21 protein-coding genes and 2 tRNA genes are annotated in these 25,595 nt (G+C 71.8%); 20 read left to right on the forward strand and 3 right to left on the reverse strand.

Annotation, left to right across the window (positions count from 1 at the left end):
• The first annotated feature begins 108 nt into the window (after positions 1 to 108).
• The 5 genes from MCBMB27_RS06695 to MCBMB27_RS06715 all read left to right on the forward strand — a co-directional run bounded on the left by MCBMB27_RS06695 (position 109) and on the right by MCBMB27_RS06715 (position 6,073).
• Positions 109 to 771, forward strand: a complete 663-nt coding sequence (locus MCBMB27_RS06695) for a hypothetical protein (RefSeq protein ID WP_043346925.1) — start codon at positions 109 to 111, stop codon at positions 769 to 771.
• 159 nt (positions 772 to 930) lie between these two features.
• A complete protein-coding gene (locus tag MCBMB27_RS06700; protein ID WP_043346924.1) occupies positions 931 to 2,340 on the forward strand; it encodes a M16 family metallopeptidase in 1,410 nt (469 codons plus the stop codon).
• A gap of 106 nt (positions 2,341 to 2,446) precedes the next feature.
• On the forward strand, positions 2,447 to 3,742 hold the full coding sequence (locus tag MCBMB27_RS06705) for a M16 family metallopeptidase (RefSeq protein WP_043756983.1): 1,296 nt from the start codon (positions 2,447 to 2,449) through the stop codon (positions 3,740 to 3,742).
• A 292-nt stretch (positions 3,743 to 4,034) separates the two neighbouring features.
• Positions 4,035 to 4,985, forward strand: coding sequence for a ring-cleaving dioxygenase (locus MCBMB27_RS06710; protein WP_043346919.1), 951 nt, complete (start codon positions 4,035 to 4,037; stop codon positions 4,983 to 4,985).
• Between the two features lie 314 nt (positions 4,986 to 5,299).
• Complete coding sequence (locus MCBMB27_RS06715; RefSeq protein WP_043346916.1) at positions 5,300 to 6,073, forward strand: ferredoxin--NADP reductase; 774 nt, start codon at positions 5,300 to 5,302, stop codon at positions 6,071 to 6,073.
• Between the two features lie 25 nt (positions 6,074 to 6,098).
• On the opposite strand, the gene MCBMB27_RS06720 is transcribed toward MCBMB27_RS06715, so the two are convergent.
• Entirely contained in the window at positions 6,099 to 6,392 is a 294-nt protein-coding gene (locus MCBMB27_RS06720; protein WP_043346915.1) for a helix-turn-helix domain-containing protein, read from the reverse strand.
• Between the two features lie 646 nt (positions 6,393 to 7,038).
• Here MCBMB27_RS06720 and MCBMB27_RS29490 point away from each other — a divergent pair.
• The 3 genes from MCBMB27_RS29490 (at position 7,039) to MCBMB27_RS06725 (ending at position 9,039) form a co-directional block, all read left to right on the forward strand.
• A tRNA-Ser gene (locus MCBMB27_RS29490) sits at positions 7,039 to 7,106 on the forward strand.
• A tRNA-OTHER gene (locus tag MCBMB27_RS29495) sits at positions 7,107 to 7,238 on the forward strand.
• Positions 7,239 to 7,464: 226 nt separating this feature from the next.
• On the forward strand, positions 7,465 to 9,039 hold the full coding sequence (locus MCBMB27_RS06725; RefSeq protein WP_075380112.1) for a TROVE domain-containing protein: 1,575 nt from the start codon (positions 7,465 to 7,467) through the stop codon (positions 9,037 to 9,039).
• 34 nt (positions 9,040 to 9,073) lie between these two features.
• Here MCBMB27_RS06725 and MCBMB27_RS06730 read toward each other — a convergent pair whose 3' ends face one another.
• Entirely contained in the window at positions 9,074 to 12,523 is a 3,450-nt protein-coding gene (locus tag MCBMB27_RS06730; protein ID WP_075380113.1) for a DUF3971 domain-containing protein, read from the reverse strand.
• A gap of 183 nt (positions 12,524 to 12,706) precedes the next feature.
• Here MCBMB27_RS06730 and MCBMB27_RS06735 point away from each other — a divergent pair, with 183 nt between their 5' ends.
• The 8 genes from MCBMB27_RS06735 (at position 12,707) to MCBMB27_RS06760 (ending at position 19,151) form a co-directional block, all read left to right on the forward strand.
• The gene (locus MCBMB27_RS06735) at positions 12,707 to 13,174 is read left to right on the forward strand and encodes a peroxiredoxin (RefSeq protein ID WP_053608289.1); all 468 of its coding nucleotides are present in this window, start codon (positions 12,707 to 12,709) and stop codon (positions 13,172 to 13,174) included.
• 77 nt (positions 13,175 to 13,251) lie between these two features.
• Positions 13,252 to 14,463: a M23 family metallopeptidase gene (locus MCBMB27_RS06740; protein WP_053608290.1), complete on the forward strand. Its 1,212-nt coding sequence runs from the start codon at positions 13,252 to 13,254 to the stop codon at positions 14,461 to 14,463.
• Between the two features lie 57 nt (positions 14,464 to 14,520).
• On the forward strand, positions 14,521 to 14,751 hold the full coding sequence (locus tag MCBMB27_RS29500) for a hypothetical protein (RefSeq protein WP_139231551.1): 231 nt from the start codon (positions 14,521 to 14,523) through the stop codon (positions 14,749 to 14,751).
• Between the two features lie 82 nt (positions 14,752 to 14,833).
• Positions 14,834 to 15,397, forward strand: coding sequence for a Uma2 family endonuclease (locus MCBMB27_RS06745; protein ID WP_053608291.1), 564 nt, complete (start codon positions 14,834 to 14,836; stop codon positions 15,395 to 15,397).
• Between the two features lie 49 nt (positions 15,398 to 15,446).
• Entirely contained in the window at positions 15,447 to 15,788 is a 342-nt protein-coding gene (locus MCBMB27_RS06750; RefSeq protein ID WP_043345965.1) for a hypothetical protein, read from the forward strand.
• Between the two features lie 144 nt (positions 15,789 to 15,932).
• Complete coding sequence (locus MCBMB27_RS06755; RefSeq protein WP_043345966.1) at positions 15,933 to 16,784, forward strand: DUF1206 domain-containing protein; 852 nt, start codon at positions 15,933 to 15,935, stop codon at positions 16,782 to 16,784.
• Between the two features lie 106 nt (positions 16,785 to 16,890).
• Positions 16,891 to 17,049 carry a hypothetical protein gene (locus tag MCBMB27_RS30155; protein ID WP_164706392.1) on the forward strand — a complete coding sequence of 53 codons (159 nt, stop codon included), beginning with the start codon at positions 16,891 to 16,893 and terminating at the stop codon, positions 17,047 to 17,049.
• Positions 17,050 to 17,150: 101 nt separating this feature from the next.
• On the forward strand, positions 17,151 to 19,151 hold the full coding sequence (locus MCBMB27_RS06760; protein ID WP_075380114.1) for an SDR family NAD(P)-dependent oxidoreductase: 2,001 nt from the start codon (positions 17,151 to 17,153) through the stop codon (positions 19,149 to 19,151).
• A 30-nt stretch (positions 19,152 to 19,181) separates the two neighbouring features.
• Here MCBMB27_RS06760 and MCBMB27_RS06765 read toward each other — a convergent pair whose 3' ends face one another.
• Positions 19,182 to 20,207, reverse strand: coding sequence for a cyclase family protein (locus MCBMB27_RS06765; protein ID WP_053608293.1), 1,026 nt, complete (start codon positions 20,205 to 20,207; stop codon positions 19,182 to 19,184).
• A gap of 313 nt (positions 20,208 to 20,520) precedes the next feature.
• Here MCBMB27_RS06765 and MCBMB27_RS06770 point away from each other — a divergent pair, with 313 nt between their 5' ends.
• The 4 genes from MCBMB27_RS06770 to MCBMB27_RS06785 all read left to right on the forward strand — a co-directional run bounded on the left by MCBMB27_RS06770 (position 20,521) and on the right by MCBMB27_RS06785 (position 25,410).
• The gene (locus MCBMB27_RS06770; RefSeq protein ID WP_075380115.1) at positions 20,521 to 21,780 is read left to right on the forward strand and encodes an ABC transporter substrate-binding protein; all 1,260 of its coding nucleotides are present in this window, start codon (positions 20,521 to 20,523) and stop codon (positions 21,778 to 21,780) included.
• Between the two features lie 18 nt (positions 21,781 to 21,798).
• Complete coding sequence (locus MCBMB27_RS06775; RefSeq protein WP_043386828.1) at positions 21,799 to 22,674, forward strand: branched-chain amino acid ABC transporter permease; 876 nt, start codon at positions 21,799 to 21,801, stop codon at positions 22,672 to 22,674.
• Positions 22,675 to 22,987: 313 nt separating this feature from the next.
• The gene (locus MCBMB27_RS06780; protein ID WP_043345981.1) at positions 22,988 to 23,908 is read left to right on the forward strand and encodes a branched-chain amino acid ABC transporter permease; all 921 of its coding nucleotides are present in this window, start codon (positions 22,988 to 22,990) and stop codon (positions 23,906 to 23,908) included.
• Positions 23,905 to 25,410, forward strand: a complete 1,506-nt coding sequence (locus tag MCBMB27_RS06785) for an ATP-binding cassette domain-containing protein (protein WP_053608294.1) — start codon at positions 23,905 to 23,907, stop codon at positions 25,408 to 25,410. Before MCBMB27_RS06780 ends, MCBMB27_RS06785 begins: the two co-directional genes overlap by 4 nt.
• Positions 25,411 to 25,595: the final 185 nt, after the last annotated feature.

A 25,595-nucleotide genomic window follows, 5' to 3' on the forward strand; every position in this document is an offset into this window, starting at 1 on the left:
AGGCGCCATACGATCGCCGGAAACCGGTCTCAGGCCGGAACCCGTCGGATCAGGCCGCGCCGCGGTCATCCCAGAGCCGGACGCTCCGTCCGGAACCCGTGAGGCAGCATGACCGGGCATAGCAGGCTTCGTCCCCTCCTCTCCGCCGCGGTCGTCCTGGCCCCGCTCTGCGCCGGCACCGCGCAGGCGCAGGAGCGCGGCGAATTCATGCGCGACGCGCTGTCGGGCATCGGCCTCTTGGAGAAGCGCCAGGATCCGATCGACTATCACGAGCGCCCGCCGCTGGTGATGCCGCCCAAGATCGACGGCAAGGCCCTGCCCCAGCCCCGGGCGCGCTCCACCAGCACCGCGTGGCCGAAGGATCCCGAGATCGTCGAGCGCGAGCGCGCCGCCGTGGAGCGGCGTAATCCCAGGGGCGCCCAGGCCCAGGGCCGCTACGACGACAACAACGCGACGCTCTCCGTGGATGAGATGCGCGGCGGCCGCCGCGCCGGGGCGGGCCTCACGACCACGGCCGAGCGGAAGCCCGGCGACAACAACCGCGACGACAGCCTGCTCAGCCCCTTCGAGCTCCTGAAGGGCAAGAGCGCCAATGCCGAGCCGTCCGACATCGAGCCGAGCCGCGACACGCTCACGGATCCGCCGACCGGATACCGCCAGTCGCCCAAGAAGCTGGCCCGCCCGCCGTCGAGCGACCCGATCAACAACGCCAGCCGCGAACGCGAAGAGGCGGATCCCGGCGCGTATCTCCGGAAGCGCGCGCAGCAGTGACGGGGGCGCCGTGTCGCCGTTGCAACGACGACGCGGCATGGCAACATGAGATGATCGTCCCGGTACGGCTCTTGCCCACCGGAGACCAGGACGGCCCCGAACCACGAACGCGTCCTGTCGTGGAACGCTTCGATCCGGGGCCGGCAGAAGGAAAGCGGAATGCACCTGTTCAGGAAGGCGACGCCCCACCTCTTCCCGCTGCGTCCGGGTTCGTCCTTCGGCGGCAGCGCCGGCCGGGGCGAGGCCGCGCCGTTCGGGCGTTCCGAGGCGGGCGGACCGGAAGTGACGGCCTTCACCCTCGACAACGGCCTCGACGTGGTGGTCGTCCCCGACCACCGGGCCCCCGTCGCCACCCACATGATCTGGTACCGCAACGGCTCAGCCGATGATCCCCTCGGCCAGTCGGGCATCGCCCACTTCCTCGAGCACCTGATGTTCAAGGGCACCGAGAAGCACCCCGTCGGGGCCTTCTCCAAGGCGGTGTCGGGCCTGGGCGGCCAGGAGAACGCCTTCACCAGCTACGACTACACGGCCTATTTCCAGCGGGTCGCCCGGGATCATCTCGGCACCATGATGGCGTTCGAGGCGGACCGGATGAGCGGCCTCGTCCTCGACGATGCCGTCGTGGCGCCCGAGCGCGACGTGGTGCTGGAGGAGCGCCGCATGCGGGTCGAGACCGACCCCTCCGCGCAGCTCTCCGAGGCGATGGCCGCCGGCCTGTTCGTGCACCATCCCTACGGCATCCCGATCATCGGCTGGATGCACGAGATCGAGGGACTGAACCGCGAGCATGCGCTCGCCTACTACAAGCGCTTCTACACCCCCGAGAACGCCATCCTGGTGGTCGCGGGCGACGTCACCCCGGACGAGGTGCGTCGCCTCGCCGAGGACACCTACGGCCGCGTGACGCCCCAGGGCGCCCGGCCGGAGCGCCTGCGGGCGCGGGAGCCGGAGCCGAAGGCGCTGCGCCGCGTCGCCGTGGCCGACCCGAAGGTGGAGCAGCCGACCCTGCAGCGGCTCTACCTCACGCCCTCCTGCATCACCGCCCGCGACGGCGGCTGCCACGACCTGGAACTCCTCGCCGAGGTGCTGGGCGGCGGCTCGACCTCCTACCTCTACCGCAAGCTGGTCATGGAAAGCGGCCTCGCGGTGAATGCCGGCGCCTGGTACATGGGCTCGGCGATCGACGACACCCGCTTCTCCGTTTACGCGGTGCCCGCCGAGGGCGTGCCGCTGGAGAAGCTGGAGGAGGCCGTCGACAAGGTGCTGCGCCGCGCGCCCGCCGAGGCCCTGGACGCCGAGGCGATCGAGCGGGCCAAGACCCGCCTCGTGGCCGAGACCGTGTACTCCTCCGACAGCCAGTCGTCGCTGGCGCGCATCTACGGGTCTGCGCTCGCGATCGGCGAGACCATCGAGGAGGTCCGCCGCTGGCCGACCGATATCGAGGGGGTGACGCAGGACCGCCTCAAGACCGCCGCCGAGCGCTGGCTGACGCCGGCCCGCTCGGTGACCGGCTACCTGACCAAGGCGCAGGATCCGGACGCCCCGGTCGCGATGGCCGCCGAGTAGCCCCGGGCGCGTCCCGCCCGGCCCTCGGAGGGCCGGCACGGGGCGTGTGCCGAACGGGAGCCTTGGCCCGCTCCGCCGTCGCCCGAGAAAGAGACAAGAGGTTCCCATGAGCTTGGCCGAGACTCTGGTCGAGACCGCCGCCCCCGCCGCCACGTCGCCCACGACGGCGCTGCCGGTGACGACCGCCCCCGGCATCGAGGCGTGGCACGTCGAATCGCCGGTGGTGCCGATGATCGCCCTCGCCTTCACCTTCGAGGGCGGCGCCGCGCAGGACCCGGCGGGCAAGGCCGGCTGCGCCCAGATGCTGGCGCGGCTCCTCGATGAAGGGGCGGGCGACCTCACCTCCGACCTGTTCCAGGAGCGGCTGGCCGCCCGGGCCATCGAACTGTCCTTCCATGCCGGCGCCGACGCGGTCGGCGGCTCGCTGAAGATGCTGGTCAAGCATGCCGACGAGGGCATCGCCCTCCTCGCCCTGGCGCTGGCCAAGCCCCGCTTCGATCCGGACGCGATCGAGCGGGTTCGGGCCCAGATCATCGCCGGCCTGCGCTACCAGCAGAACGATCCGGGCGTCCTGGCCTCGCGGCGCTTCTTCAAGGAGGCCTTCGCCGGCCACCCCTACGCTCGACCCTCCTCCGGCACCGTGGAGAGCGTCGCGGCGATCACCCGCGAGGACCTGCTGGAGATGCATGCCCGCATCATCGGGCGCGGCCGGGTCAAGGTCGCGGCCGTCGGCGCCATCGGGGCGGAGCAACTCGCCGAGGGTCTGAACCGCGCCTTCGGGGCGCTCCCCGAGGCCGGGGCGCTGAAGGCGGTCCCGCGGACCGAGGTCCAGGATCTCGGCCGCCGCATCGTCGTCGACCTCGACGTGCCCCAGTCGGTGATCCGGTTCGGCATGGCCGGCGTGCCCTGGCGGGACCCGGATTTCATCCCGGCCTACGTGCTGAACCACATCCTCGGGGGCGGCGCCTTCACGTCCCGCCTGTTCCAGGAGGTGCGCGAGAAGCGCGGGCTGGCCTACTCGGTGGGGACCTCCCTGGTCAGCCACCGGTCCGCCGCGATGACCTGGGGCTACACCGCCACCAAGAACGAGCGCGTCGGCGAGGCGCTGTCGGTGATCGGCGACGAGATCGGCCGGCTCATCACCGACGGGCCGGACGACGACGAATTGCAGAAGGCCAAGGACTACCTCACCGGCTCCTACGCCCTGGGCTTCGACACCTCGACCAAGATCGCCCACCAGCTGGTGCAGATCGCCTTCGAGGAGCTCGGCATGGACTACATCGCCCGCCGCAACGCCATGGTCTCGGCCGTGACCCAGGCGGATATCCGCCGGGCCGCCGCCCGCACCTTCGCGGACGGCAAGATGCTGGTGGTCGCCGCCGGCCGTCCGGTCGGGCTCTGAGCTTTCGGAGCGGACCATCGAGGCGGTCGACCGCGAGGCCGTCCGCTCCAACCCTTCATCCTGGAGGCTGAACGATCGTCGATCGTTCAGCCTCGCAGGTGCTGTCCAGGGCCCGCACGGCTGGCTGGAAGACCTGTCCCAGTCCCCGCGCACGGCGTCGGCATCTCCGGACCGGATTGCGCCCGGACGAGGCGCCTTCCGACGCGATGTCGATCGGCCCGGAAGCCTCGGTGCTCGCAGTGCCGGCGGGGATCCCTACCTGAGACGCATCGGCGTCAACCCCCGGATCGACATGCACCTCACCGGCCTCCATCACCTCACGGCGGTGACCGCCCGCGCGGCCGAGAACGTCGCCTTCTACACCGGGACGCTGGGCCTGCGCCTCGTCAAGAAGACGGTGAATCAGGATGACGTCTCGGCCTACCACCTGTTCTACGCGGACGGGCTGGCGAGCCCCGGCACGGACATCACCTTCTTCGACTGGCCGGCGCCCCCGGAGCGGCGGGGCTCCAACAGCATCACCCGCACGCATCTGCGTGTGCCCGGCGAAGGCGCAGTGGCCTGGTGGCACGCCCGGCTGCGCGAGGCCGGGTTCGTCGAGGCCGAGCCCGCCCTGCGCGACGGGCGCCTCACCCTCGACTTCGAGGATCCGGAGGGTCAGCGCCTCGCCCTGGTCGATGACGGCGGGACCGGGCCGGAGCATCCCTGGGACGGCTCGCCGGTGCCGGCGGCCTACCAGATCCGCGGCCTCGGCCCGATCCGGCTCTCGGTGCCGGACCCGGCCCGCACCGCCGCGGTGCTGACCGAGGTGCTCGGCATGCGTCGGGACCGCGTCTTCGAGACGGGCGACGGGCCGGTGGCGGTCTACGCCATGGGGCCCGGCGGCCCGGCCGCGGAGGTCCAGCTCCTGGCCGATCGGTCCGCGCCGGCCCGCCAGGGCGCGGGCGCGGTTCACCACGTCGCCTTCCGCATCCCGGATGCGGATTACGGCGGCTGGGCCGACCGGCTCAAGGCCGCCCGGGTTCCGACCAGCGGGCCGGTGGACCGCTACTACTTCCGCAGCCTCTACTTCCGCGAGCCCAACGGCATCCTGTTCGAGATCGCCACGGATGGGCCCGGCTTCACCGCGGACGAGCCGCTGGAGACCCTGGGCGACCGCCTCGCCCTGCCGCCCTTCCTTGAGCCGCGCCGGGCCGAGATCGAGGCGGGATTGAAGCCGCTCCACCCCGGAACCGCCGGCTGATCGCGCCGCGCGAGGCCCGGCGGGCGGCAACCCTCCCATGTCCGGAGCGGTGCTGCAGACCTTCCGCGAAGACGCTAAATATTCGAACGATTCCAGGCCGTTCACTTCTTTCGCGAGTGTGATCCCGGCGCGCCTTGACGGGCGTGCTGCAACTGCGAAAGAAGCAGCGCGCGTGTGTCATCCGGATCCGGGCGGGCTCTCTCGTCGAGGATCCACCCCCGCCCGAGCGGGGCGGCGGGGATCCGCCGAACCACGGCCCCCGAATCGTCGGGACCGTGAGCCGAGCATCAGAGGATTCGAGGGCTGATCCGTCGATGAGCAAGTTCTACGAGGAGCGCGTCCTGTCGGTCCACCACTGGACCGACAATCTGTTCTCGTTCCGCACGACCCGCGACCCGGCGTTCCGGTTCCGCAACGGCGAGTTCACCATGATCGGCCTGGAGGTCGAGGGCCGGCCGCTGCTGCGCGCCTATTCCGTGGTCTCGGCCAATTACGAGGAGGAACTGGAGTTCTTCTCGATCAAGGTCCAGGACGGCCCGCTGACCTCGAAGCTCCAGCACCTCAAGGTCGGCGACCCGATCATCGTCGGCAAGAAGCCCACCGGCACCCTCGTGCTCGACAACCTCCTGCCGGGCAAGAACCTCTATCTGCTCGGCACCGGCACGGGGCTCGCGCCGTTCCTGTCGATCATCAAGGATCCGGAGGCTTACGAGCGCTTCGAGAAGGTCGTGCTGGTCCATGGCTGCCGGCAGGTGCAGGAACTCGCCTACGGCGAGACCATCACCGAGACGCTGCCCAAGCATGAATTCCTGGGGGAGATGATCTCGAACCAGCTGATCTACTACCCGACCGTGACCCGCGAGCCGTTCCGCAATCGCGGCCGGATCACCGACCTCATGGTCTCGGGCAAGCTGTTCGAGGATATCGGCCTGCCGGACATGTCGATCGAGAACGACCGGTTCATGCTGTGCGGCAGCCCCGACATGATCCGCGACACGCGCGAGCTGCTCTCGGGCCGCGGCTACGAGGAGGGCAACCACGGCGAGGCCGGTCACTACGTGATCGAGAAGGCGTTCGTGGAGAAGTAGCCCGCCGCGCAGGTCGGTTTCGGGTTCAGCCCGGTGCGGTCCGCCGCGCCGGGCTTTTCTGTGCCGGCCCGTCCCCGGATCCGGTCGCGGGGGCGGGGCGCAGGATCGCCCCGTATCCCTCCTGATCGTCGCCGACGAAGCGGATGCCCGCCCCTTCGAGGACCGTGCGGATCGCCGCGAGGGTCCGGTTGCGGGGCTGGACCTGTTCGCTCTCGATCATGTTCAGGGTGACGACGGAGACCGCGGCGCGGCTCGCGAGAACCCCTTGCGTCCATTTGAGAAGTCCGCGGCCGGCGCGGATCTGGGCGGCAGTGATCATGGCTCCGGCATCGCCCGAACTGAAAGAATTTTCAAGTTTCCGGTTGACGCAGGTCGAGCGCGGCCGTATCCACCCCGCCATCGGCCTGCCGGGCCGGTGATCCGAGGTTATCGCACCCTTGGGACGTCCGCGGCCGGCGAGCCGCGGGGGTGAAACGCCCAGTCCGCCTCGATCGGACATGACCGGCAGGCCCCTGACATTCACCGGCGCGGGCCGGAGACGCTCGGTTATCCCTGTCACGGATCCCCCCGAGCCTCATCGACACGCCCGCGTCACCCGCAGCCCCGTTCGGACGGAGCCTGGCATGAAACAGCACGACGGAATCGGCGTCGCGGCGTTCGCCCGTCCCGGGCTGATGCGACCGTTACGGTCGTATCGCGGGGCTCTCGGCCCGAGAGGCTGAGCGCGTCCGGGCGGAGCCCGGCGCCGCCGACGCGGTTCCCACGCGCGTCTCGAGGACCCTGCGGGCCGGCAGGGGACGGTTATCATCGGTAGAGCGCCGCGGGCTTGTCCCGCGGAGGTTGCGGGTTCGATCCCCGCCGGGGGCCGCGAGGTCGCCGGAGCTCATGCCCGTCCCCGACACCACGACCGCAGGGCCCCGCGAGACGACCGTGGAGCCGACCGTGCGCGGATCCCGACCGACGATGCGGGCCGGAGAGGAACGGTTATCCTGACGCAGGAGGAGGTCGCGGGTTCGAATCCCGCCGGGCCGCGAGGCCCGTAGCTCAGCCCGGATAGAGCGCCCAGACACCGTTCCTCACGCCACGACTGCATCGCCCGGACGCGGGCCGGAAGACGAAGGTTCTCGGGATCCGAGGGGTGCGGGTGCAAGTCCCGCCGGGCCGTCAGGCCCGTCGCTCAAGCAGAGCATCGGACAAGCCCTTCGTCGCCGCCACGCCCGCAGCCGGACGGAAACCCGCCCCCGACGACACGAGAGACCGGCCGCCCGGCAGCGGCGGAGGACGACGCGCTGCCGGGCGGCCGGTCTCTCGTGTCGTCCGCGCGCGCCGAAACGCGCCACCGGCCGGCGATCGGCCGCGATGGAGAGAGGAGAGACAGAGAGGAGCCCGCCATGACGAAGCTTGCACAGATGTTCCGGCTCCGAGCCACCCCGCAGGCGGAGCCGATCCTCGGCACGGTGCCGAACGCAGCCGGGGGCCACGCCTTCGCGGTCGGCGACTGGGCGCGGTTCGACCGCTTCCTGGTGCTCGGCTCCGAGGGCGGCTCGTACTACGCGAGCCCGCGCGCCCTGACCGCCGAGAACGCGGCTTCCGTGCAGCGGTGCATCGCGCAGGACGGCGCCCGCGCGGTCGCCGCCATCGTGGCGGTGAGCGAGGGCGGCCGGGCTCCGAAGCAGGATCCGGCGATCTTCGCCCTGGCGCTGGCGGCCGCTTCGGCGGATCTGGCGACCCGGCGCGCGGCGCTCGCGGCCCTGCCCCGGGTCTGCCGCACCGGCACGCACCTGTTCCAGTTCGCCGCGTCCGTCGAGGCGATGCGCGGCTGGGGCCGGGGCCTGCGCCGGGCCGTCGGCGGCTGGTACTGCGCCAAGCCCGTGGAGGCCCTGGCCTTCCAGGCGGTGAAGTACCGGGCCCGTCAGGGCTGGTCGCACCGCGACCTGCTGCGGCTGGCCCATCCGGAGACGGAGGAGCCCGCCCGGAAGGCGCTGTTCGACTGGATCTGCCGCGGCACCGTGACCGAGGCCGCCCCCGGGATCGTCCACGCCTTCGCGCAGGTGCAGGTGGAGGGCATCGACGGGGCGGTGGCCGCCGCCCTGGTGCGCTCGCACGGCCTGCCCTGGGAGGCGCTGCCGACCGGGCTGATGGGCAGCCGCGCGGTGAACGAGGCCCTGATCGAGCGGATGCCGGTCGGAGCCCTCGTGCGCCAGCTCGGCCGCCTCACGGCCGCGGGGGTGCTCGCGCCCTTCTCGGAGGGCACCGAGCATGTCCGGTCGGTCCTGTCGGACCGGGAGCGCATCCTCCGGGCGCGCCTCCACCCGATGGCGCTGCTGCTCGCCCTCAAGACCTACGCCTCCGGGCGCGGTCAGCGGGGCACGCTCGCCTGGGAGCCGGTGGCCGCGATCGTCGAGGCGCTGAACGCCGCGTTCTACACGGCGTTCAGCGCGGTGGAGCCCACGGGCCGGCGCCTCGTGCTGGCGCTGGACGTCTCGGGTTCGATGGGCGCCAGCACGGTCGCGGGCTCGACGCTCACGGCCCGGGAGGCGGCCGCCGCGATGGCGCTCGTCACCGCGGCGACCGAGGAGCACTGGCAGGTGCTCGGCTTCACCGACGGTCTGACGCCCCTGGCGATCGGCCCGTCGATGCGGCTCGATCAGGCGGTGCGGGCGACCGCCGACCTGCCGTTCGGCGCCACCGACTGCGCCCTGCCGATGCGCTGGGCGCTGGAGCGGGGCGTGAAGGCCGACGCGTTCGTGGTCTACACGGACTCGGAGACCTGGGCGGGGCCGGTCCACCCGGTCCAGGCCCTGCGGGCGTACCGGGAGAAAACCGGGATCCCGGCGAAGCTGGTGGTCGTGGGGCTGGTCTCCAACGGCTTCAGCATCGCCGACCCGGCGGATCCTGGCATGCTCGACGTGGTCGGCTTCGACGCGGCGGCACCGGCCGTGATCGCGGATATCATCCGCGCGTGAGACTGGGGCGGGCGGCTCTTCCGGGCTGCCCGCCCTATTGCTGCGGGACCCCCTGCATCCCGTCCGCGAAGGGGCCGCCGCCGGCGCTGAACAGCTTGCGCAGGAAGCCCGGGGCGATCGCCGAGAGCGGGTTCACGCTCACGTCCGGCGAGGCGAGCTTGCCGGAGACGCGGAAATTGACCGCGAACAGGCCCTCGTTGTGGCCGCCGCCCAGCAGCGGCCCGAGCAGGGGCAGCTGCGAGGCCACGTTGTTCAGGCCGTAGAGCGGCACGAAGGTGCCGGTCATGTCGGTGCGCTCGCGGCCGGTATCGAGCCAGCCCGACAGGGTGAAGCCCATGGCGGCGTTCGAGATCGCCGCGTCGCTGAAATCGACGCGGGTGCCGGTGCGCACGAAGTTTGCGCGCATACGATCGAAGCTGACGTCGCCCGCCCCCCGGCCCGGGGCGACCCGGCGGCCGCGGGCCGTCTCCGTGTCGGTCGGCTCCGGGCCCTGCGCCATGATGCTCGACAGCGCCGGCTCGTTGCGCAGGATGAAGTCGCGGATCTGCACGACGCCGGATTGCGGACCGTCGTTGAGGCCGATCCCGGCATTGAGCCGGCCGCCATACATGCGCCGGTACACGTCGACGAACCGCAGCGTCGCGCCGGCATCGGCCGAGTCCACCGCGAGCGTCGGCACGCCGCGCTCGCCGCGGGTGACCGTGGCGGCGAAGGGCGCGGCGCGGAACCGCCCGGTGATGGTGGCGGCCCGCAGGGTCTTCCCGTGCAGGGCGAGCTTCAGGTTGGCGCCGGTCAGGGCCTCCTCGTTGAAGCCGGTGACGATGGGAACCTGGATGTCGGCATCGACATCCTTCGGGTTCGCGTCCTTCGCCTCCCGGCCGCCCTTGGGATCGGGGGCGCCCAGGGATTTCAGGAACGGCCTTGCATCGACCACCGCGCCCCGGACCACGACCTTGTAGCCGCCGCCGGTCCGGTCGAGGCTCACGCGCAGGTCGTCGCCGGGGGAGAGCTTGACGTTGGTGAGATCCGCCCGCTCCAGGCCGCCCTCGGGCGTGATCGAGACGGTGCCGCGCGCGCTCGCGGGGGCCGCGTCGAGGGCGAAGTCGCGCAGGTCGAAGCTCTGGCCGCTGTCGACGAGGGTGAAGCTGAGCCGCCCCGGCTTGCCCGCGGGCTTCGTGAGCCCCGGGATCAGCCCGTCGATCCCGGCCTTGGCCAGATCCGCCTCGACCCGGATCGGTGGCTTGCCGGATCCCGGCCGGCCGATCGGCACCACCGCGCGGACCGGGATCGTGCCGGTGAGCTGCGGCGCGGTCGGCAGGCCCTTGCGGCCGCGGACCGCCTCGTCGAGCGAGACGTTGACCACCGCCTCGCCGGGCTGCCCGACCTTCGGCTGGCGCAGGTCGACCGACATGGGGGCGCCCGCGACCCGGCCGTCACCCTTCAGCGTGAAGGCACCCCGGTCGTAGGCGAGGTTGAACTTGCCGGACTCGAGCCTGTCCCGGCCCATCACCTTGTCGACCGAGAGGTCGGCGAGCGTGCCGATCAGCGTCACCGGCAGGTCCGGCAGATCGGGGATGTGCTTGAGATCGAGGGGGAAGTCGACGCGCAGGTCGGCGCTGCCCTTGATCGTGGCGGGGTCGAGGTCGACGCTCATCACGCTCTTGAACAGCTTGGCCTGGAGCACGGAGGCCATGCCGTCGGCGCCGCCGGAGAGCCGCATCCCGATCTGCGCCACGACCCGGTCCGGCGTGATCTGCGGGATGACGAAGCTGCCGTCCGTGATGGCGAGCCCGCGCCCGTCCGGCCCGTGGACCTCGGCGGTCACGTTGCGCACCGTGGTCGAGCGTCCGGTGATGACGCCGGTGACGTTGCCCTTGGTGACCGGCGGAGCGTCGGCGGTGACGTCGATGGCCGCGTCCGAGACGTGGAAGTCGATATGGACCGCGTCGTCCGGGGCCGGGTCGCCCCGGGTCGCGGCGGCCAGGACCGAGCCCGACATCTTCACCTTGATGTCGACGGAATCGACCCGGCCCCGGCGGAGCTGGTCCACCAGGTAGGTGCGGGCCGGCGGCGCGATGTGCTCCGGCCAGAGCCGCAGCCCGGTGCGGACCTCGCCATCGTGGCCGGCGAGGTGGAGCGTCAGGCCGCCGTCGTCGGCGGTGGTGCCGATCGTGCCGGTGATCGAGCCCTTCACGCCGGGGCCCGACAGGGTGAGCGCGTCGATGGCGATCCCGCCGTCGCGGCCGGAGAGCTGCGCGTCCAGGGCGTCGATCTTCACCGGCGGGTCCTGCGGGGTCGCCCCGCGTAAGATCGCGTCGCGGCTCGCGAGGGTCGCGGTCCAGGCCATGCTCGCGTCGGCGGGGTTGCCCTTCCACGTCCCCGTGAGGTGCACGGCGTTGCCGGCCCCGCGATAATCCAGGCCGGTGAGCGACATGACCCGGTTGGCCTCGTCCCAGTCCAGGGACGCGTCGAGGCTCTCGACGGTGACGGGGTTGAAGTCCTTCTCCTCGATCAGGAACGTGCCGTCGCCGGTATGGAGCTTGGCGTTCATGGTCCGGATGCGGCCGGCCGTCAGGCTCACGTCGGCGCGAGCCGAGACCTTCAGGTCCGTGGTCAGCGGCATGCCGGACTGGCCCGAGAGCAGCAGGAGATCCGTGACCGGCAGGTCGTCGAGGGTGATGACGCCCGAGCGCTCCTGCCCGTCCGCGCCGTCGCGCAGCGTGCCGCCGAAGCGCCACTCGCCGTGCGGACCGTCGAGCCGCAATTCGAAGTTCCGGGTCCCGTTGACCGGATCGCGCCCGAACAGGCCGTTGACCCGCGCGAAGACCGCGCGCTCGTGGCCGTCCTCGTCGATCAGCCGCAGGCGCGCGTCGGTGACGCGGGCGCGGTCGAGGGCGCCGACCACGCCGCCCGAATCGAGGACGACACCGAAGATCGACGCGATCGCGGCCGAGAGCGGCGAGACGGTGCCGCGCACCCCGTCCACGCTCGGCGGCGTGTGCGGCGCGATATCGACCGGGTGGTTGGCCTCCGAGGCCGCGAAGGCGATGGAGCCGTCCCGGTGCAGCAGCGCGGTGGTCTGCGTCTCGCGGAACTCGATCGAGCGCGGCTGCACGTTGAGCCGCAGGAGTCCCCAGAGGTCGAGGCTGACGAGCGCCAGGGGCGCACGCACCACGAGGTCGCCCTGCGGGTTGCGGATGTCGAGGCCGGAGAAGCGTAGGCTCAGAGCGTTCTCGCGGTCGAGCTCCAGGCTGCTGCCGCGCAGCCCGATGCTCCAGCCGGGCCCGATCCGCTCGGCCACGGCGGCGGCGACGCGGCGCGACAGGCCGTCGATCTGCAGCGGCCCGTTCGACAGGCGCAGGGCCACGAGGCCGACACCGGCGCCGAGGAGCAGCACCAGCGCGAGGGCGCTCACGAGGCAGAAGCCACCCACGCGCCGCGCCCGCCCCCGAGGCCTGCCTGCCGACGTTGTCTCGTCCGCCATCGGGACCCTTGTTCCGGGGGCTCTGCGCGCGGCACCCTCGGGCACCGCGGCCGGTGGATCGAAGCACGCCCGCGCTTTACAGCGGCGGCGACTCCGGGCTTGGCTCGGACGTGCGCGGCGCAATCGCTTGAGGCCGCGCACGAGATCGGTTGCACATCATCAATCGGCCGAAAGGAAGGCACGATGCCGCTGTCAGAAGGGGATCTTGCCCCCGATTTCGACCTTCCCGCCTCGGGCGGAGGGCGCGTCGGATTGTCCGCGCTCAAAGGTCACAAAGTCGTGCTCTACTTCTACCCGAAGGACGACACGAGCGGATGCACGCTGGAAGCGCAGGACTTCAACGGTCTCCTGCCGGCCTTCGCGGAGGCGGACGCCAAGGTCGTCGGCCTGTCGCCGGACCCGGTGAAGAGCCACGACAAGTTCTGCGGCAAGTACGGACTCGCCTTCCCGCTCGCCGCCGACGAGGACAAGGCCGTGCTCGAAGCCTACGGCGTCTGGGTCGAGAAGAGCATGTATGGGCGCAAGTACATGGGCGTGGAGCGCACCACCGTGCTGGTCGACCGCGCGGGGCGCATCGCGAAGATCTGGCCGAAGGTGAAGGTCCCGGGGCATGCCGAGGCCGTGCTGACGGCCGCCCGCGCCCTGCCCTAACCGGCCGGACGACCCGGCCCGCGACGGATCCTTAACCCTATTGAGGTCTGAATGGCGGCTCCCCCGGGGCCGTCCCGATGCATCCTCCGAAGTTCCACATGCTTCCCAGGCCGCGCCGGCCGGCCCCCTGGCTTGCCGCCGGCCTCGCCCTGGCGCTGGTCTGGGCGCTCGGCGCCTCCTACCTGATCGTGTTCCACGACGACGTGCTCGCCGGCTTCGTCGCCCGGCAGGCCGCCCTGCGCGACGCCTACGAGGCGCGCATCGGCGAGTTGCAGGACCACCTCGACCGCGACCGGCGCGACAGGGTGGGCAGCGAGGCGGGATTGGCCGAACGGGTCGCGGCCGCCCTGGAGCGCCAGGCCGAGCTGGAGCGGCGCACCGCGGCTCTCGGCGACCTCGAGCGGCAGGCCCTGTCCGAGCCCTCCACCACCGGCGCCCTGCCCGACCGGTCCGACGGACCGCGCAGCGGCGGCTATGACGGGCTTCTCCTGCGACCGACCGAGGGGTCGGCTCCGGCGCGGTCCGCCATCGAGCCCCTGCCCCGCCGGAGCGCGCGCGAGGCGGAGACCGGGCTGATCCGGCTGGAGGCCCGGCTCGACGGCCTGCAGGCGGCCCAGGGCGAGCGCCTCGCCCGACTGGCCGCCCGGGCCGGGGACGCGGTGCGGGGGCTGCGCGGCCTGATCGGCCGCACCGGCCTCGATCCCGACCGCTTCGATGCGGCCGTGCCGGCCGCCGGACTCGGCGGCCCGCTGGTCCCCCTGAATGGCCGCGCCCTGGACGGCAGCGGCTTCGCGGAGGGCCTCGCGCTGGCCCGGCGGACGCTCGACGACGGCGAGCGCCTGCGCCGGGTCGCCGCGACCCTGCCCCTGGCCCGTCCGATCCGGGGGGCCTCGATCGTGTCGAGCCCGTTCGGCACGCGCCTCGACCCCTTCACCCGCGGCCTCGCCCTGCATACCGGGCTGGACCTGAAGGCGGAGTACGGCGAGCCCGCCCGCGCCACCGCGCCGGGCCGGGTCGTCACCGCCGAGGCTGCGGGCGGGTACGGCAACATGGTCGAGATCGACCATGGCCACGGCCTGACCACCCGGTTCGGCCATCTCGCCCGCATCGGGGTGCGCCCGGGGCAGCGCGTGGCCGCGGGCGACGTCATCGGCTCGGTCGGCTCGACGGGGCGCTCCACGGGGGCGCATCTGCATTACGAGACCCGCATCGACGGCGCGCCGGTGGATCCGCAGCGCTTCCTGGACGCCGGCGCGACCGTCGCGACGGCCCGGCTCGGAGCCGACTGAGTCCGCCCCCTGGAGGGCCGCATCGTGCGAGCCTCCGCGTCGTGCTCGGAGGCCGCTATGGCATTGGCCGTGAAGCGCGACGCGCGCATGGGCGTCGCCGAGGACATGCGATGGCTGAAGCCGTGCCCGGACGAGGGGCGCGGGGACGTCCTCGACGGTGCTGAGGGCGCCGTCGCGCGCGCGGCTGATCGTTCTCAACGGTCGCCTGAAGTCTCGACGCGATGGCCCGAGAACGGGGCGGCGGCGCCTATCCGGATCCCGGATCCGCAGCGCCGCGATCGACGATGACGCGCCCGGATGCCCTTCTAAGCCGGCGCTGTTGCGGCCGGCCGCCCCGGTGCTACGATCGGGTCGGGATCGGGGATCGGCGATGGCTCTGACCGCGAAGCGCGACGCGCGGATGGATGTGTCCGAGTTCAGGCTCTGGGTGGAGAGCCGGCCCGCGCACGAGCGTCGGGAACTGCCCGACGGCGGACCCGTGCTGATGGCGCCGCCGCGGGAGCGGCATCGGGCGATCGTCGCCAACCTGATCCGACGAATCGGCGATCTCGCGGACGGCAGGGGCTGCCGCACCATGCCGGATCTCGGGATCCCCCGCCCCGCGAGGGACGATTTCGCGACGGTCCCCGATGTGGTGGTGCGGGCCGGGCCGCCCCTGCCGGAGGGCGATGCCACGGATCCGCTTCTCGTCGCCGAGGTGCTCCTTCCCGCGACCATGAGGCTCGACCGCGGCCGCAAGATCGATACCTGCCGGACCGTGCCGCGCCTCGCGGTGATGCCGATCGTCTATTCCGACGCGGCACGGGTCGAGGTCTGGCGGCGCGCGGGGGACGACCGGAGCGTCGCGGCCCTCGGGCTCGACGGCACCGTGCCGCTGCCGGAACTCGACGGCGCGGTGCCGGTGCGCGACATCTACCGCGGCCTCGCCTTCTGAGCGCCCGCACCCCACCTGATCGAACGGCGACGCATCAAGGCACCGAGACTTGCCCCATTTCGAAGACTTCTACGCGGCCAAGCTGCGCGGCTCCCTCGGCGTGACCGACGCCGAGTCGGTGCTCGACCTGCGCGGCGCCAACCGGGCGACCGCCGAGGCCTCCCTCAAGGACATGCTGGAGCGCAGCCGCTTCGCCAAGGGCAAGACCGTGGCGATCCGGCTCGATCCGCCGCCGGAGGGCGGGGGCGAGACCCTGTTCCAGCCGGCCGGCCGCCTGCTCCTCGACGCGAAGCGCCGCGGCCTGATCGAGCGCCTGCAGACCCTCCCGGCCCAGGACGGGCTGGGCTTCTACGTGGCGCTCACGGGCCGGGCCGAGCGGACGCCGATGTAGGCGGCCGGAACTCTGCGCCGGCAACGGATCGCGCGCGGGCCGCCGGGCGTTGACGAGGTGCAGCGTCACCGGACGTCGCTCAGGACGTCGCTCATCGAGGCAGCCCGTGACGAACATCCGTATCCCGGCTTCCCAGGTCTGCCGATGAGGACGCTTCCCGGGGGCCGCAACACGATCGAGCGCATCGCCCGCTTCGGCTACGGCGCCCGCGGTGTCGTCTACATCGTGGTCGGCGGCCTCGCCTTGCTGGCGGCCCTGGGGCATGGCGGGCGGGCCGGGGACAGCAAGGACGCGCTCCGCGCCGTGATGGCCGGGCCGTTCGGCGCGGCCATCGTCGGCCTGATCGCCCTGGGTCTCGCCGGATTCGCCCTCTGGCGCCTCGTCGAGGGCATCACGGATGCCGACCGGCGGGGCACCTCGGCCAAGGGCCTCGCCGTGCGCGGCGCCCACCTGATCAGCGCCGTGCTCTATCTCGGTCTCGCCGCCAGCGCGGCCTCGCTCAGCCTCGGCCTGGGCATGAGCGGCGGCGACGGCGTGCATGACGGGACCGCGTGGCTCCTGAGCAAGCCCTTCGGCCGCTGGCTCGTGGCCCTCGTCGGCCTCGCGGTCGTCGGAGGCGGCTTCGGCTTCCTCGGCAAGGCTTGGCGCGGCGACGTCACCGACCGACTCGCCATCGACCCGCAAGCCCGTGACCGCTGGGCCGGCCCGATCGGCCGGTTCGGCTACGCGGCGCGGGGCCTCGCCTTCCTGATCATCGGCGGGTTCCTCGTGGCGGCGGCGTGGCACCAGCGCTCCTCGGATGCCAAGGGCCTGTCCGAGGCTTTCGCGCTGCTGCGGGCCCAGCCCTACGGCTGGGTGCTGCTCGGGCTCGCCGCGGCGGGCCACGCGGCTTTCGGTGCCTTCGGGCTGATTCAGGCGCGGTACCGGCACATCGAGGCCCCGGACATCGACCGTGTGGACGATGCGGCCGGCGCCGCGGCCCGGGCACTGACCTAAGCCTGGCAATTCTGAGGCTGCTCCGATTGTAATCGGCTGGCCACACACCAAGTAAAACAGACCCTCCGCGCGATCCTGTGCCCTGGGCGATGTTGCGGAGGCGAAGATGGCTAGAATTCTGATCACCGGTCGGGCACAGACCGTGACCACGGAAGACTTCAATGAGCGCGTCAAAATTCTGATGGTCGACAAGGCCGACCCGGTGAAAGGGCGCACTTATCAGAAGAATTTCAAATCCGGGTTCGGCGGCAGTCTCGGCAGGTAATACGCCCAGCGGTCGCGCGTCCGTGTGGCGCGGGGCCGGAGCGGCGCGTTGACAGGGCCGGTGCCGCGGCGGATACCCCGCGGCATCCCATCCGGCACCCGATGCAGCAGCGCCTCTACAAGACCGCGGTGATGGTGACCCACGACCTCGCGGCGACCGCTGCCGCCGTGGTGCTCACCTTCCTGTTCCGCTTCCAGGGCGGCATGCTCGCCGAGCGCCTGCACGCCCTGCCCCTGCTGCTGCCGCCGTTCCTGGTCTTCGCAGGCCTCGTCTACGGCCGGTTCCGGCTCTACCGGACCAAGTGGCGCTTCGCCTCGCTGCAGGATCTCGCCGGCATCGTCCGGGCGGCCAGCGTCCTGGCGCTGGCGCTCCTGGTGACCGACTGGGTCCTGGTCTCGTCCGACCTGTACGGCTTCTACTTCTTCGGCAAGATCGCGATCCTGCTGTACTGGGTCCTGCAGATCTTCTTCCTGGGCGGTACCCGGCTCGCGTTCCGCTACCTCAAGGATACCCGCTCCCGGCAGACGAGCGCGCGGGCCGCCACCGTCCCGACCCTGCTCCTCGGCCGTGGCGCCGACATGGACGTGCTGCTCCGGGCGATCGAGACGGGCTCCGTGAAGAAGCTCGCGCCGCGGGGCATCCTGTCGCCCCGGGCGGACGAGCGTGGCCAGTTCATGCGCGGCGTGCCGGTTCTGGGCGGGTTCCCCGATCTTGAGCGCGTGGTCGCCGACCTCGCGAACCGCGGCGCGCCGGTGCGGCGGCTGGTGGCGGCCCCGAGCGCCCTCGTGCCCGAGGCGGCCCCCGACGACCTGATCGCCCGCGCCCGGCGCCTCGGCCTGCCGCTCGCCCGCGTCGTCGGTCTCGGCGAGGGCGTCCAGGGCCCGGAACTGGCGCCGCTCGAGATCGAGGATCTGCTGCTGCGGCCGACCGTCGCCATCGACCGCCCGCGCCTGGAGGCGTTCCTCGCCGGACGCCGGGTCGTGGTCACCGGCGGCGGCGGCTCGATCGGCTCGGAGATCTGCCTGCGGGCCGTGGCCTTCGGGGCCGCCGCCGTGCTGGTGCTCGAATCCTCCGAGCCGGCACTCCACGGCATCCTCAGCCACCCCGCGATCCTGGCCGCGGAGGCGGACGTGACCGGCTTGCTGGCCGATATCCGCGACCGGGAGCGGACGCACGCGGTGATCGCGGCGTTCCGGCCGGACTACGTGCTCCACGCCGCCGCGCTCAAGCAGGTGCCCTACCTGGAGCGGGACTGGCAGGAGGGCATCAAGACCAACGTGTTCGGCTCGATCAACGTGGCCGAGGCCGCGGTGGCGGCCGGCGCCCGGGCGCTCGTGATGATCTCCACCGACAAGGCGATCGAGCCGGTCTCGCAGCTCGGCGTCACCAAGCGCTTCGCCGAGATGGTCGCCCAGGCCCTCGATGCCGAACAATCGGTCAGGCCGAACCACGCGACCCGACTGATCGCCGTGCGCTTCGGCAACGTGCTGGGCTCCGCCGGCTCCGTGGTGCCGGTGTTCAAGGCGCAGATCGCCCGGGGCGGCCCGGTGACCGTCACCCACCCCGACATGGTCCGCTACTTCATGACCGTGCGCGAGGCCTGCGACCTCGTGCTGACGGCGGCCTCGCATGCCGACGGCGAGGCCCGGGCGGGCGCGGAGCGTGCCGCGGTCTACGTGCTCAAGATGGGCCAGCCGGTGCGGATCGCCGACCTCGCCGAGCGGATGATCCGGCTGGCCGGCTTCGAGCCCGGCGCGGAGATCGAGATCGCCTATACCGGCGCCCGGCCCGGCGAGCGGCTCAACGAGATCCTGTTCGCCCGCGAGGAGCCCCGGATCGCCCTGCCGGGCATCGACGGGGTGATGGCGGCGCGGCCGGTCTTCGCCGACCGGGCCCGGCTCGACGGCTGGGTGGTGCGGTTGCGCGACGCCGTGGCGGCCGGCGACCGAGCCGCCGCCGAGGCCGTATTCGAGGCGGCCATCCCGCATTTCCGCGAGCGCGCCGTCCTCCGTCCCGGGCCGCCCCAGGAAGCCGCGGAGCCGGCCGCGGAGCCGGTCGGCGATCCGCCGCGCGCCGCCGCCGCGCCCGCCGCCCTCGGCTGATCCGGTCGGCACCTGAGGCCGCCCCGGTGCTCACACCGTGGCGATCGGCGTCGTCGGCGAGCCCACCGCGCCGGGCAGGCGCAGCGGCGGGGCTGTGAGCAAAAAGCGGCTCCGTCCATGGGCGCGCAGCCACGCGGCCAGCGGCGTCAGGTGCCACAGTTCGCCGAGATTGACCCCGAGCTTGAACAGGCAGTGCTCGTGGAGCGGCAGCGTCGCGCAGCAGGCGGGACCGGGTCCCGCCGGGTAGGCCTCCACGGCGTAGTTGTCGGCGATCAGCGCGCAGAGCCCGGTTCGGGTGATCCACTCGAGGAGCCGCGGGTCCCGCCCGTCGAGGCCGGCGCAGAGATTGTGGACCAGCTTCGGGTCCGGATCGCCGCCCATGGCGATCAGCCGCTCGGCAAAGCCCGTATGCAGGCAGACCATGTCGCCGGGCTCGATCACGACGCCATCGGCCTCCAGGATCCGGGCGAGCTGGTCGTAACCCACCTTGGTCTTGGCGTCGCCGAGATGGGCGCGCAGGTCGATCATCACGGCGCGGCCCTGCATGCCGGTCTCGGCGAGGCGCTCGATCCCCAGGCGCTTCGCCCGGGACGGCTGATCCGCCGCCTCCGGCGCGCTCGGACCGACGATGTCCCGGCCGCCGCGGAAGCCGTTGTAGTAGGTCGGCGTCGCGCCTGTGCCGTCCGCGTCGAACAGCGACCCGACATGGGCGAGCGAGTCCCACTGCGTCGAGTATTGCAGGTGGATCAGCGCCCGGTCGTCGCAGATCACGTCGGTGGCGCCGTCGACCTCCTCGCAGACCGGGAAGTTCATGTTCGGCCGGCCGTCGGCGCGGCGGGTCGGGGTGATCTGGGGCGGGTGGCGGCGCGGGTTCAGGACGTTGCCGCCCGGCAGGTCCAGCGGCAGGCTGAGGCAGAAGGTCAGGCCCGCGCGCACCTCGGCGACGCCCTGCAGCACCTTCTCGGGGGTGAGCAGGTTCAGGCGCCCCAGCTCGTCGTCGGGGCCGAAATCCCCCCAGGTCGAGCCCTCGGGCCGCCGGGTCCAGCGCAGGGTCATGCCTGTGGTCCCCCTGCCTGCGCCGGCCGCTTCCCGAGGCTCCAGGGCCGCGGTCCGGGGCGAACCCCGGCCGCGGCCGAGCGTGCGTTCCTCACCAGACCGTGCCCTTCTTCGAGGCCGCCGGGCCCGCGCTTCGCAGGGCCGCGGCGAGCCTAGGACGCGGCGGCGCGCCGCGATACCCCGGGCGGAAAACGACTCGGTGCAAACGTCACCGGCCGGTCCCGATCGGCCCCTTGTGATCCGTCGGAGCGCGGGTACAGTCCGTCCCAAGCCCGCGAATATAAAATTCGGGCACTGGGATGAGGAAGCGCCGATGTCCGAGACCGTGCGCGCCGCCGCTCGGGTTGCCCCGATTCGGCGCATGCTGCCCGCGCTGATCGCGGCGGGGCTGGTCGCCGCCGGGCCCGTCCGGGCCGCGGATCCGATCAAGATCGGGGTGATCGCCGAGGCGCAGTCGGTCGCCGGGGCCTCGATCCCGCAGGCGGTCCAGCTCGCCGCCGACGAGATCAACGCCAAGGGCGGGATCGACGGGCGCCAGATCCAGGTCGTCACCTACGACGACAAGTCCTCCGCCTCCGACGCGGTCCGCGCCTTCCAGCGGGCGGTCTCCGAGGACAAGGTCAACGTCGTCATCGCCAGCTACATCTCGGAGGTCGTGCTGGCGCTGATGCCCTGGGCGGCGCGGCTCAAGACGCCGATGATCACGCCCGGCGCGGCCTCCAACGAGATCAGCGTGAACGTCCATAAGGACTACGCCCGGAACAAGTACACCTTCCACGGCTACCTGACCTCCCACGCCCTGGCGCAGGCGGTCTGCGACTCGGCCAAGGAGGTGCTGGTCGGGACGCTCAAGGCCAAGACCGCCGCGATCATGAGCGAGGACGCCGCCTGGACCCGGCCGCTCGACGCCGCCTACCAGGAATGCCTGCCGAAATCCGGGCTCAAGGTGGTGGAGCATGTCCGCTTCTCGCCGGACACGGGGGACTTCACGCCGATCTACAACAAGATCGAGGCGGCCAAGCCCGACCTGATCGTCACCGGCATCGCCCATGTCGGCGTGCAGCCGACCGTGCAATGGCAGAACCAGCAGGTGCCGATCGCCATGACCGGCATCAGCGGCCAGGCGACCTCCTCGACCTTCTGGGCCAACACCAACGGCGGCACGCAGGGCGTGCTGTTCGACAGCGTGGCGCTGCCGGGCGTGGCGCTCACCGAGAAGACGATCCCGTTCGCCGAGGCCTTCACCAAGCGCTTCGGCGGGGCGCCGTCCTACGCGGGCTACATGGCGTACGACGCCGTCTACTACACCGCGGAGGCGATCAAGCGGGCGGGCTCCACGGAGGCCGACAAGCTCGTCGAGGCCCTTGAGAAGACCGATTATGTCGGCACCGTCGGGCACCTGAAGTTCTACGGCAAGGACGACCCGTTCACCCACTCGATCCAGTACGGCCCCGGCCTGATGACCAGCGTCCTCGGCCAGTGGCAGAACGGCAAGCAAGTGGCGATCTGGCCGGCGGCGACCGCCAACGGGACCATGATCCTGCCCCCTGCGGTGAAGGCGGCGGTCCCGTAGTCGGACAGGGAGAGCGCGATGATCGGCCTCCAGATCCTCGTCGACGGTTTCGCGATCTCGGCCCTCTACGCCCTCGGCGCGATGGGCTTCACCCTGATCTTCGGGGTCTCGGGCGTCCTCAACCTGACCCACGGCGCCCTGATGGTCATGGCCGCGGTGGCGGCCTGGGCGGCCTCGGCCCTGTTCGGGCTCGGCTCCTATGCGGGCGCGGCGATCGGCGTGCTGTGCGGGCTCGCGGGCGCCCTCGTCACCTATTTCGCCGTCGTGGCGCCGATCGAGCGCAGCCGGGCGATCCCGCGCGAAGAGAAGGAAATCTTCGTGCTCACCGGCACGCTGCTCTGGGGAATCATGATCCAGGAGCTGGTGGCCTACTTCTTCACCGACAACCCGAAGACCGTGCTGCCGCTCATCGAGGGCGTGGTGGAGATCGCGGGCGTCCGCACGCCGAAGAACGAGCTCTTCACCGCGCTGATCTGCTGGGTGGTGATCGGGCTGCTCTGGCTGTTCGTGAACCGGGCGCGGGCCGGCAAGGTCCTGCTCGCCGCCTCCATGAACCCGCGCGGCGTCACGCTGCTCGGCCACGACATGGCGAAGATCTACGTGGCGGTCTGGGCGATCTACGGGCTTCTGGCCGGCATCGCCGGGGTGCTGCTCGGGATGTTCCTCGGGGTGTCTTCGTATTCGGTGGGGCCGCTCACCGCGAGCGCCTTCTCGATCGTGGTGCTGGGGGGCTTGGGGAGCGTCACCGGCTCGCTGATCGCCGCCTACGTGGTGGGCTACCTCGAGACCGCCACCGCCTACCTGATTTCGCCGGCCTACCGGGTCATCCCGGCGCTGCTGCTGCTCGTCGCCGTCATGTACCTGCGCCCGCAGGGCCTGCTGGGGCGGCGCTGATGGCGGTCCTCGAGATCAGAGTCTTTGCCGGGCGCGGGATGAACGCCCTCCCCTGTGCTGGCTCCCGGATTCGAACGGCGTGTGCGCCGCCGCGGCGGCGGCAAGACGAGACGCGGGTCCCCTCTCCCGTGCGGGAGAGGGACAGGGTGAGGGGCGTGCGGCGCCCGGAAAAGGCGGGACGCGCGTCGAGGACGGGCTCGATCCTGAACAATCTCGACCCTCACCCCAACCCTCTCCCGCACGGGAGAGGGGGTGCGTCGCGTTCTTTCATCAGCGTTGAAGCCCTGATCATCAATCCTGGTGCGGCTCATCCATGAAGCTCCTCACCACCCCCGGCTTCTGGATCGCGATCCTCGCCGTCGCGGCCGCCGCCACCCTCCCCTGGTATGTCTCCGGCTACATCCTGGGCCTGCTCACGATCGCCTACTATTTCGGCGTGTTCTCGATGGCCTGGGACCTCCTCTTCGGCTTCGCCGGCGAGGTGAATTTCGGCCCGACCTTCCTGATCGGGCTCGGGGCCTACGGCGCCGGCATCCTCAACAACCGCTACGAATTGCCGATCCCCTACTGCCTCGCGGCCGGGACCGTGCTCGCCGTGGTCGGCGGCCTCGCCCTGGCGCTGCCGGCGCTCAAGGTCCGCGGCCCCTATTTCGGGCTGATCACCCTGGTGGCGGTCCTGCTCCTGCAGAACATGATCGTGGTCTTCTCCGGCCTCACCGGCGGCGAGATCGGCCTGACCGTCCCCGACGTCATATCGATCGACGCCGACACCAATTACTGGCTGGCGCTCGGCTTCATGGCGGTCTCCGGCCTGATCCTCACGGCCATCGCCCGCTCGCCCGCGGGGCTGATCCTCCAGGCCGCCGGCCAGGATCCGGTGGTGACCGGGGCGCTCGGCTTCAACGTCGCCAAGCACAAGCTCGCGGCCTTCGCGGTGAGCGCCGCCTTCTCGGGCCTCGCGGGCGGGCTGGTGGTCTTCTACATGGGCACCGCCTCGGTGGGCACGCTGATCAACACCTCGGTGGGCGTGCAGGTGATCATCGCGGCGGTGCTCGGCGGCCGCCGCACCATCGTGGGCGCGGCGCTCGGCGCCGTGTTCCTGATCGCGGCGGGCGAGCTGCTGCGCCCGCTCGGGGGGCTGTCGACCTTCGTGGTGTCGGCGGTGGCGCTGCTGGTGATCCTGTTCGTGCCCTCGGGGCTCCTCGGCCTCGCGTCCTTCCGGAGCGCCCGATGACCGTCGCCGTGGCACCCCCGCCGGCCGTGTCTCCCGTCCTGGCCGAGCCCTGCCTCACCGTGCGCGGCCTGACCAAGCGCTATGGCGGCCTCGTCGCCGTCAAGGAGGTCGATCTCGACCTGCGGCCCGGCGAGATCCTCGGCCTGATCGGCCCGAACGGCTCGGGCAAGTCCACCGTGATGAAGCTGATCATGGGGCTGGAGCGGCCGAGCGCCGGCTCGATCCGCCTCGACGGCGCCGAGATCGGCGGGATGCCGGCCCACCGGGTGGCGCGCTCCGGGATCGGCCTCGTGTTCCAGCACGCGCGGCCGCTCCAGCGGCAGACGGTGCTGGAGAATATCAGCCTCGCGCTCCTGCCCGACAGCCTGATCCGATTGGTCGCGGATCCCCACGTCGCGCGGCGCGCGAAAGAAATCGCCGAGCGCGTCGGCCTCGGCGCCGTGGTCGACCGGCGGCCCGGCACCCTGCCCTTCGCGGATCTGCGCCGGCTCGAGCTCGCCAAGGCCATCGCCCGCGATCCCCGGGTGGTGCTGGTCGACGAGCCCTTCGCGGGCTTGACCGGCGGCGAGGTCGCGGCCTTCTCGGAGCTGATCCGGGGGTTTCGCGACGAGGGCAAGGCCGTGCTCCTCGTCGACCACAACGTGAAGAGCGTCGCGGCCCTCGTGGACCGGGTGTTCGCCATGTATCTCGGCGAGCGCATCGCCGAGGGCTCGGCCGAGTCCGTGATGGCCGACCCGACCGTGCGCCGGGTCTATCTCGGCGGCAGCATCGAGACGGCGGCCCGGCCCGAGGCCGCGTTCAAGCCCGACTCGCTTCTGACGGTCGAGAACGTCGACGTCCTCTACGGCAAGGCGCAGGCGCTCCGCGCCGCCGCGATCCACGTGCACGAGGGCGAGTTCGTCTCGGTGGTGGGCCTCAACGGCGCCGGCAAGACCACGTTGTTCAACGCCATTTCGGGCCTCGTGCCGCATACCGGCACGATCCGGTTCGACGGCCGGGATCTCGCGACGATGAAGCCCGCCGCCATCGCGCGCGCCGGCATCGTCCAGGTGCCCGAGACCCGCGAGCTGTTCGGTGACCTCAGCGTGCGCGAGAACCTCGACCTCGGCGGTCAGCATTTCCCCAAGGCCGAGAGCGCCAGGCAGCGCGACTGGCTCTACGAGCTGTTCCCGATCCTGAAGGCCCGCGAGACGCAGAGCGCCCGCACCCTGTCGGGGGGCGAGCAGCAGATGCTGACCATCGCCCGGGCGCTGATGATGCGGCCGCGCCTCCTGATCCTCGACGAGCCGACGCTCGGCCTCGCCCCGGTGATCCTGGAGCTGCTGTCGAAGGCCTTGGAGAAGCTGCGGCAGACCACGCCGATCACGGTCCTGCTCGGCGAGCAGAACGTCACCTTCGCGCTCCCGCACGCCGACCGGGTCTACGTGCTGGAGCAGGCGCGGATCGTCTGGGAGGGGCCGCCGCAGCGTTTCGCCAGCGAGATGGGATCGGCCTATCTGTGAGGGGTGGCGTGATCCGGGTCGATCAAGATCCACGTTCGATTCGGGTTGGAGCGCAGGTCCCCTCTCCCGTGCGGGAGAGGGACAGGGTGAGGGATCAGGTCTGTCCGGAGGCGGCGCGCCAGGGACGCGCGTCGCTGGGTTGCTTGATCCTGAGAGTTCTCGTCCCTCACCCCAACCCTCTCCCG

This window comes from Methylobacterium phyllosphaerae (assembly GCF_001936175.1).
Taxonomy (GTDB): domain Bacteria; phylum Pseudomonadota; class Alphaproteobacteria; order Rhizobiales; family Beijerinckiaceae; genus Methylobacterium; species Methylobacterium fujisawaense.

Coding starts and splice junctions, on each gene's coding strand:
- MCBMB27_RS06695 (WP_043346925.1), top strand. CDS start 109: ATGACCGGGCATAGCAGGCTTCGTCCCCTCCTCTCCGCCGCGGTCGTC.
- MCBMB27_RS06700 (WP_043346924.1), top strand. CDS start 931: ATGCACCTGTTCAGGAAGGCGACGCCCCACCTCTTCCCGCTGCGTCCG.
- MCBMB27_RS06705 (WP_043756983.1), top strand. CDS start 2,447: ATGAGCTTGGCCGAGACTCTGGTCGAGACCGCCGCCCCCGCCGCCACG.
- MCBMB27_RS06710 (WP_043346919.1), top strand. CDS start 4,035: ATGCACCTCACCGGCCTCCATCACCTCACGGCGGTGACCGCCCGCGCG.
- MCBMB27_RS06715 (WP_043346916.1), top strand. CDS start 5,300: ATGAGCAAGTTCTACGAGGAGCGCGTCCTGTCGGTCCACCACTGGACC.
- MCBMB27_RS06720 (WP_043346915.1), bottom strand. CDS start 6,392: ATGATCACTGCCGCCCAGATCCGCGCCGGCCGCGGACTTCTCAAATGG.
- MCBMB27_RS06725 (WP_075380112.1), top strand. CDS start 7,465: ATGACGAAGCTTGCACAGATGTTCCGGCTCCGAGCCACCCCGCAGGCG.
- MCBMB27_RS06730 (WP_075380113.1), bottom strand. CDS start 12,523: ATGGCGGACGAGACAACGTCGGCAGGCAGGCCTCGGGGGCGGGCGCGG.
- MCBMB27_RS06735 (WP_053608289.1), top strand. CDS start 12,707: ATGCCGCTGTCAGAAGGGGATCTTGCCCCCGATTTCGACCTTCCCGCC.
- MCBMB27_RS06740 (WP_053608290.1), top strand. CDS start 13,252: ATGCATCCTCCGAAGTTCCACATGCTTCCCAGGCCGCGCCGGCCGGCC.
- MCBMB27_RS29500 (WP_139231551.1), top strand. CDS start 14,521: ATGGCATTGGCCGTGAAGCGCGACGCGCGCATGGGCGTCGCCGAGGAC.
- MCBMB27_RS06745 (WP_053608291.1), top strand. CDS start 14,834: ATGGCTCTGACCGCGAAGCGCGACGCGCGGATGGATGTGTCCGAGTTC.
- MCBMB27_RS06755 (WP_043345966.1), top strand. CDS start 15,933: ATGAGGACGCTTCCCGGGGGCCGCAACACGATCGAGCGCATCGCCCGC.
- MCBMB27_RS30155 (WP_164706392.1), top strand. CDS start 16,891: ATGGCTAGAATTCTGATCACCGGTCGGGCACAGACCGTGACCACGGAA.
- MCBMB27_RS06760 (WP_075380114.1), top strand. CDS start 17,151: ATGCAGCAGCGCCTCTACAAGACCGCGGTGATGGTGACCCACGACCTC.
- MCBMB27_RS06765 (WP_053608293.1), bottom strand. CDS start 20,207: ATGACCCTGCGCTGGACCCGGCGGCCCGAGGGCTCGACCTGGGGGGAT.
- MCBMB27_RS06770 (WP_075380115.1), top strand. CDS start 20,521: ATGTCCGAGACCGTGCGCGCCGCCGCTCGGGTTGCCCCGATTCGGCGC.
- MCBMB27_RS06775 (WP_043386828.1), top strand. CDS start 21,799: ATGATCGGCCTCCAGATCCTCGTCGACGGTTTCGCGATCTCGGCCCTC.
- MCBMB27_RS06780 (WP_043345981.1), top strand. CDS start 22,988: ATGAAGCTCCTCACCACCCCCGGCTTCTGGATCGCGATCCTCGCCGTC.
- MCBMB27_RS06785 (WP_053608294.1), top strand. CDS start 23,905: ATGACCGTCGCCGTGGCACCCCCGCCGGCCGTGTCTCCCGTCCTGGCC.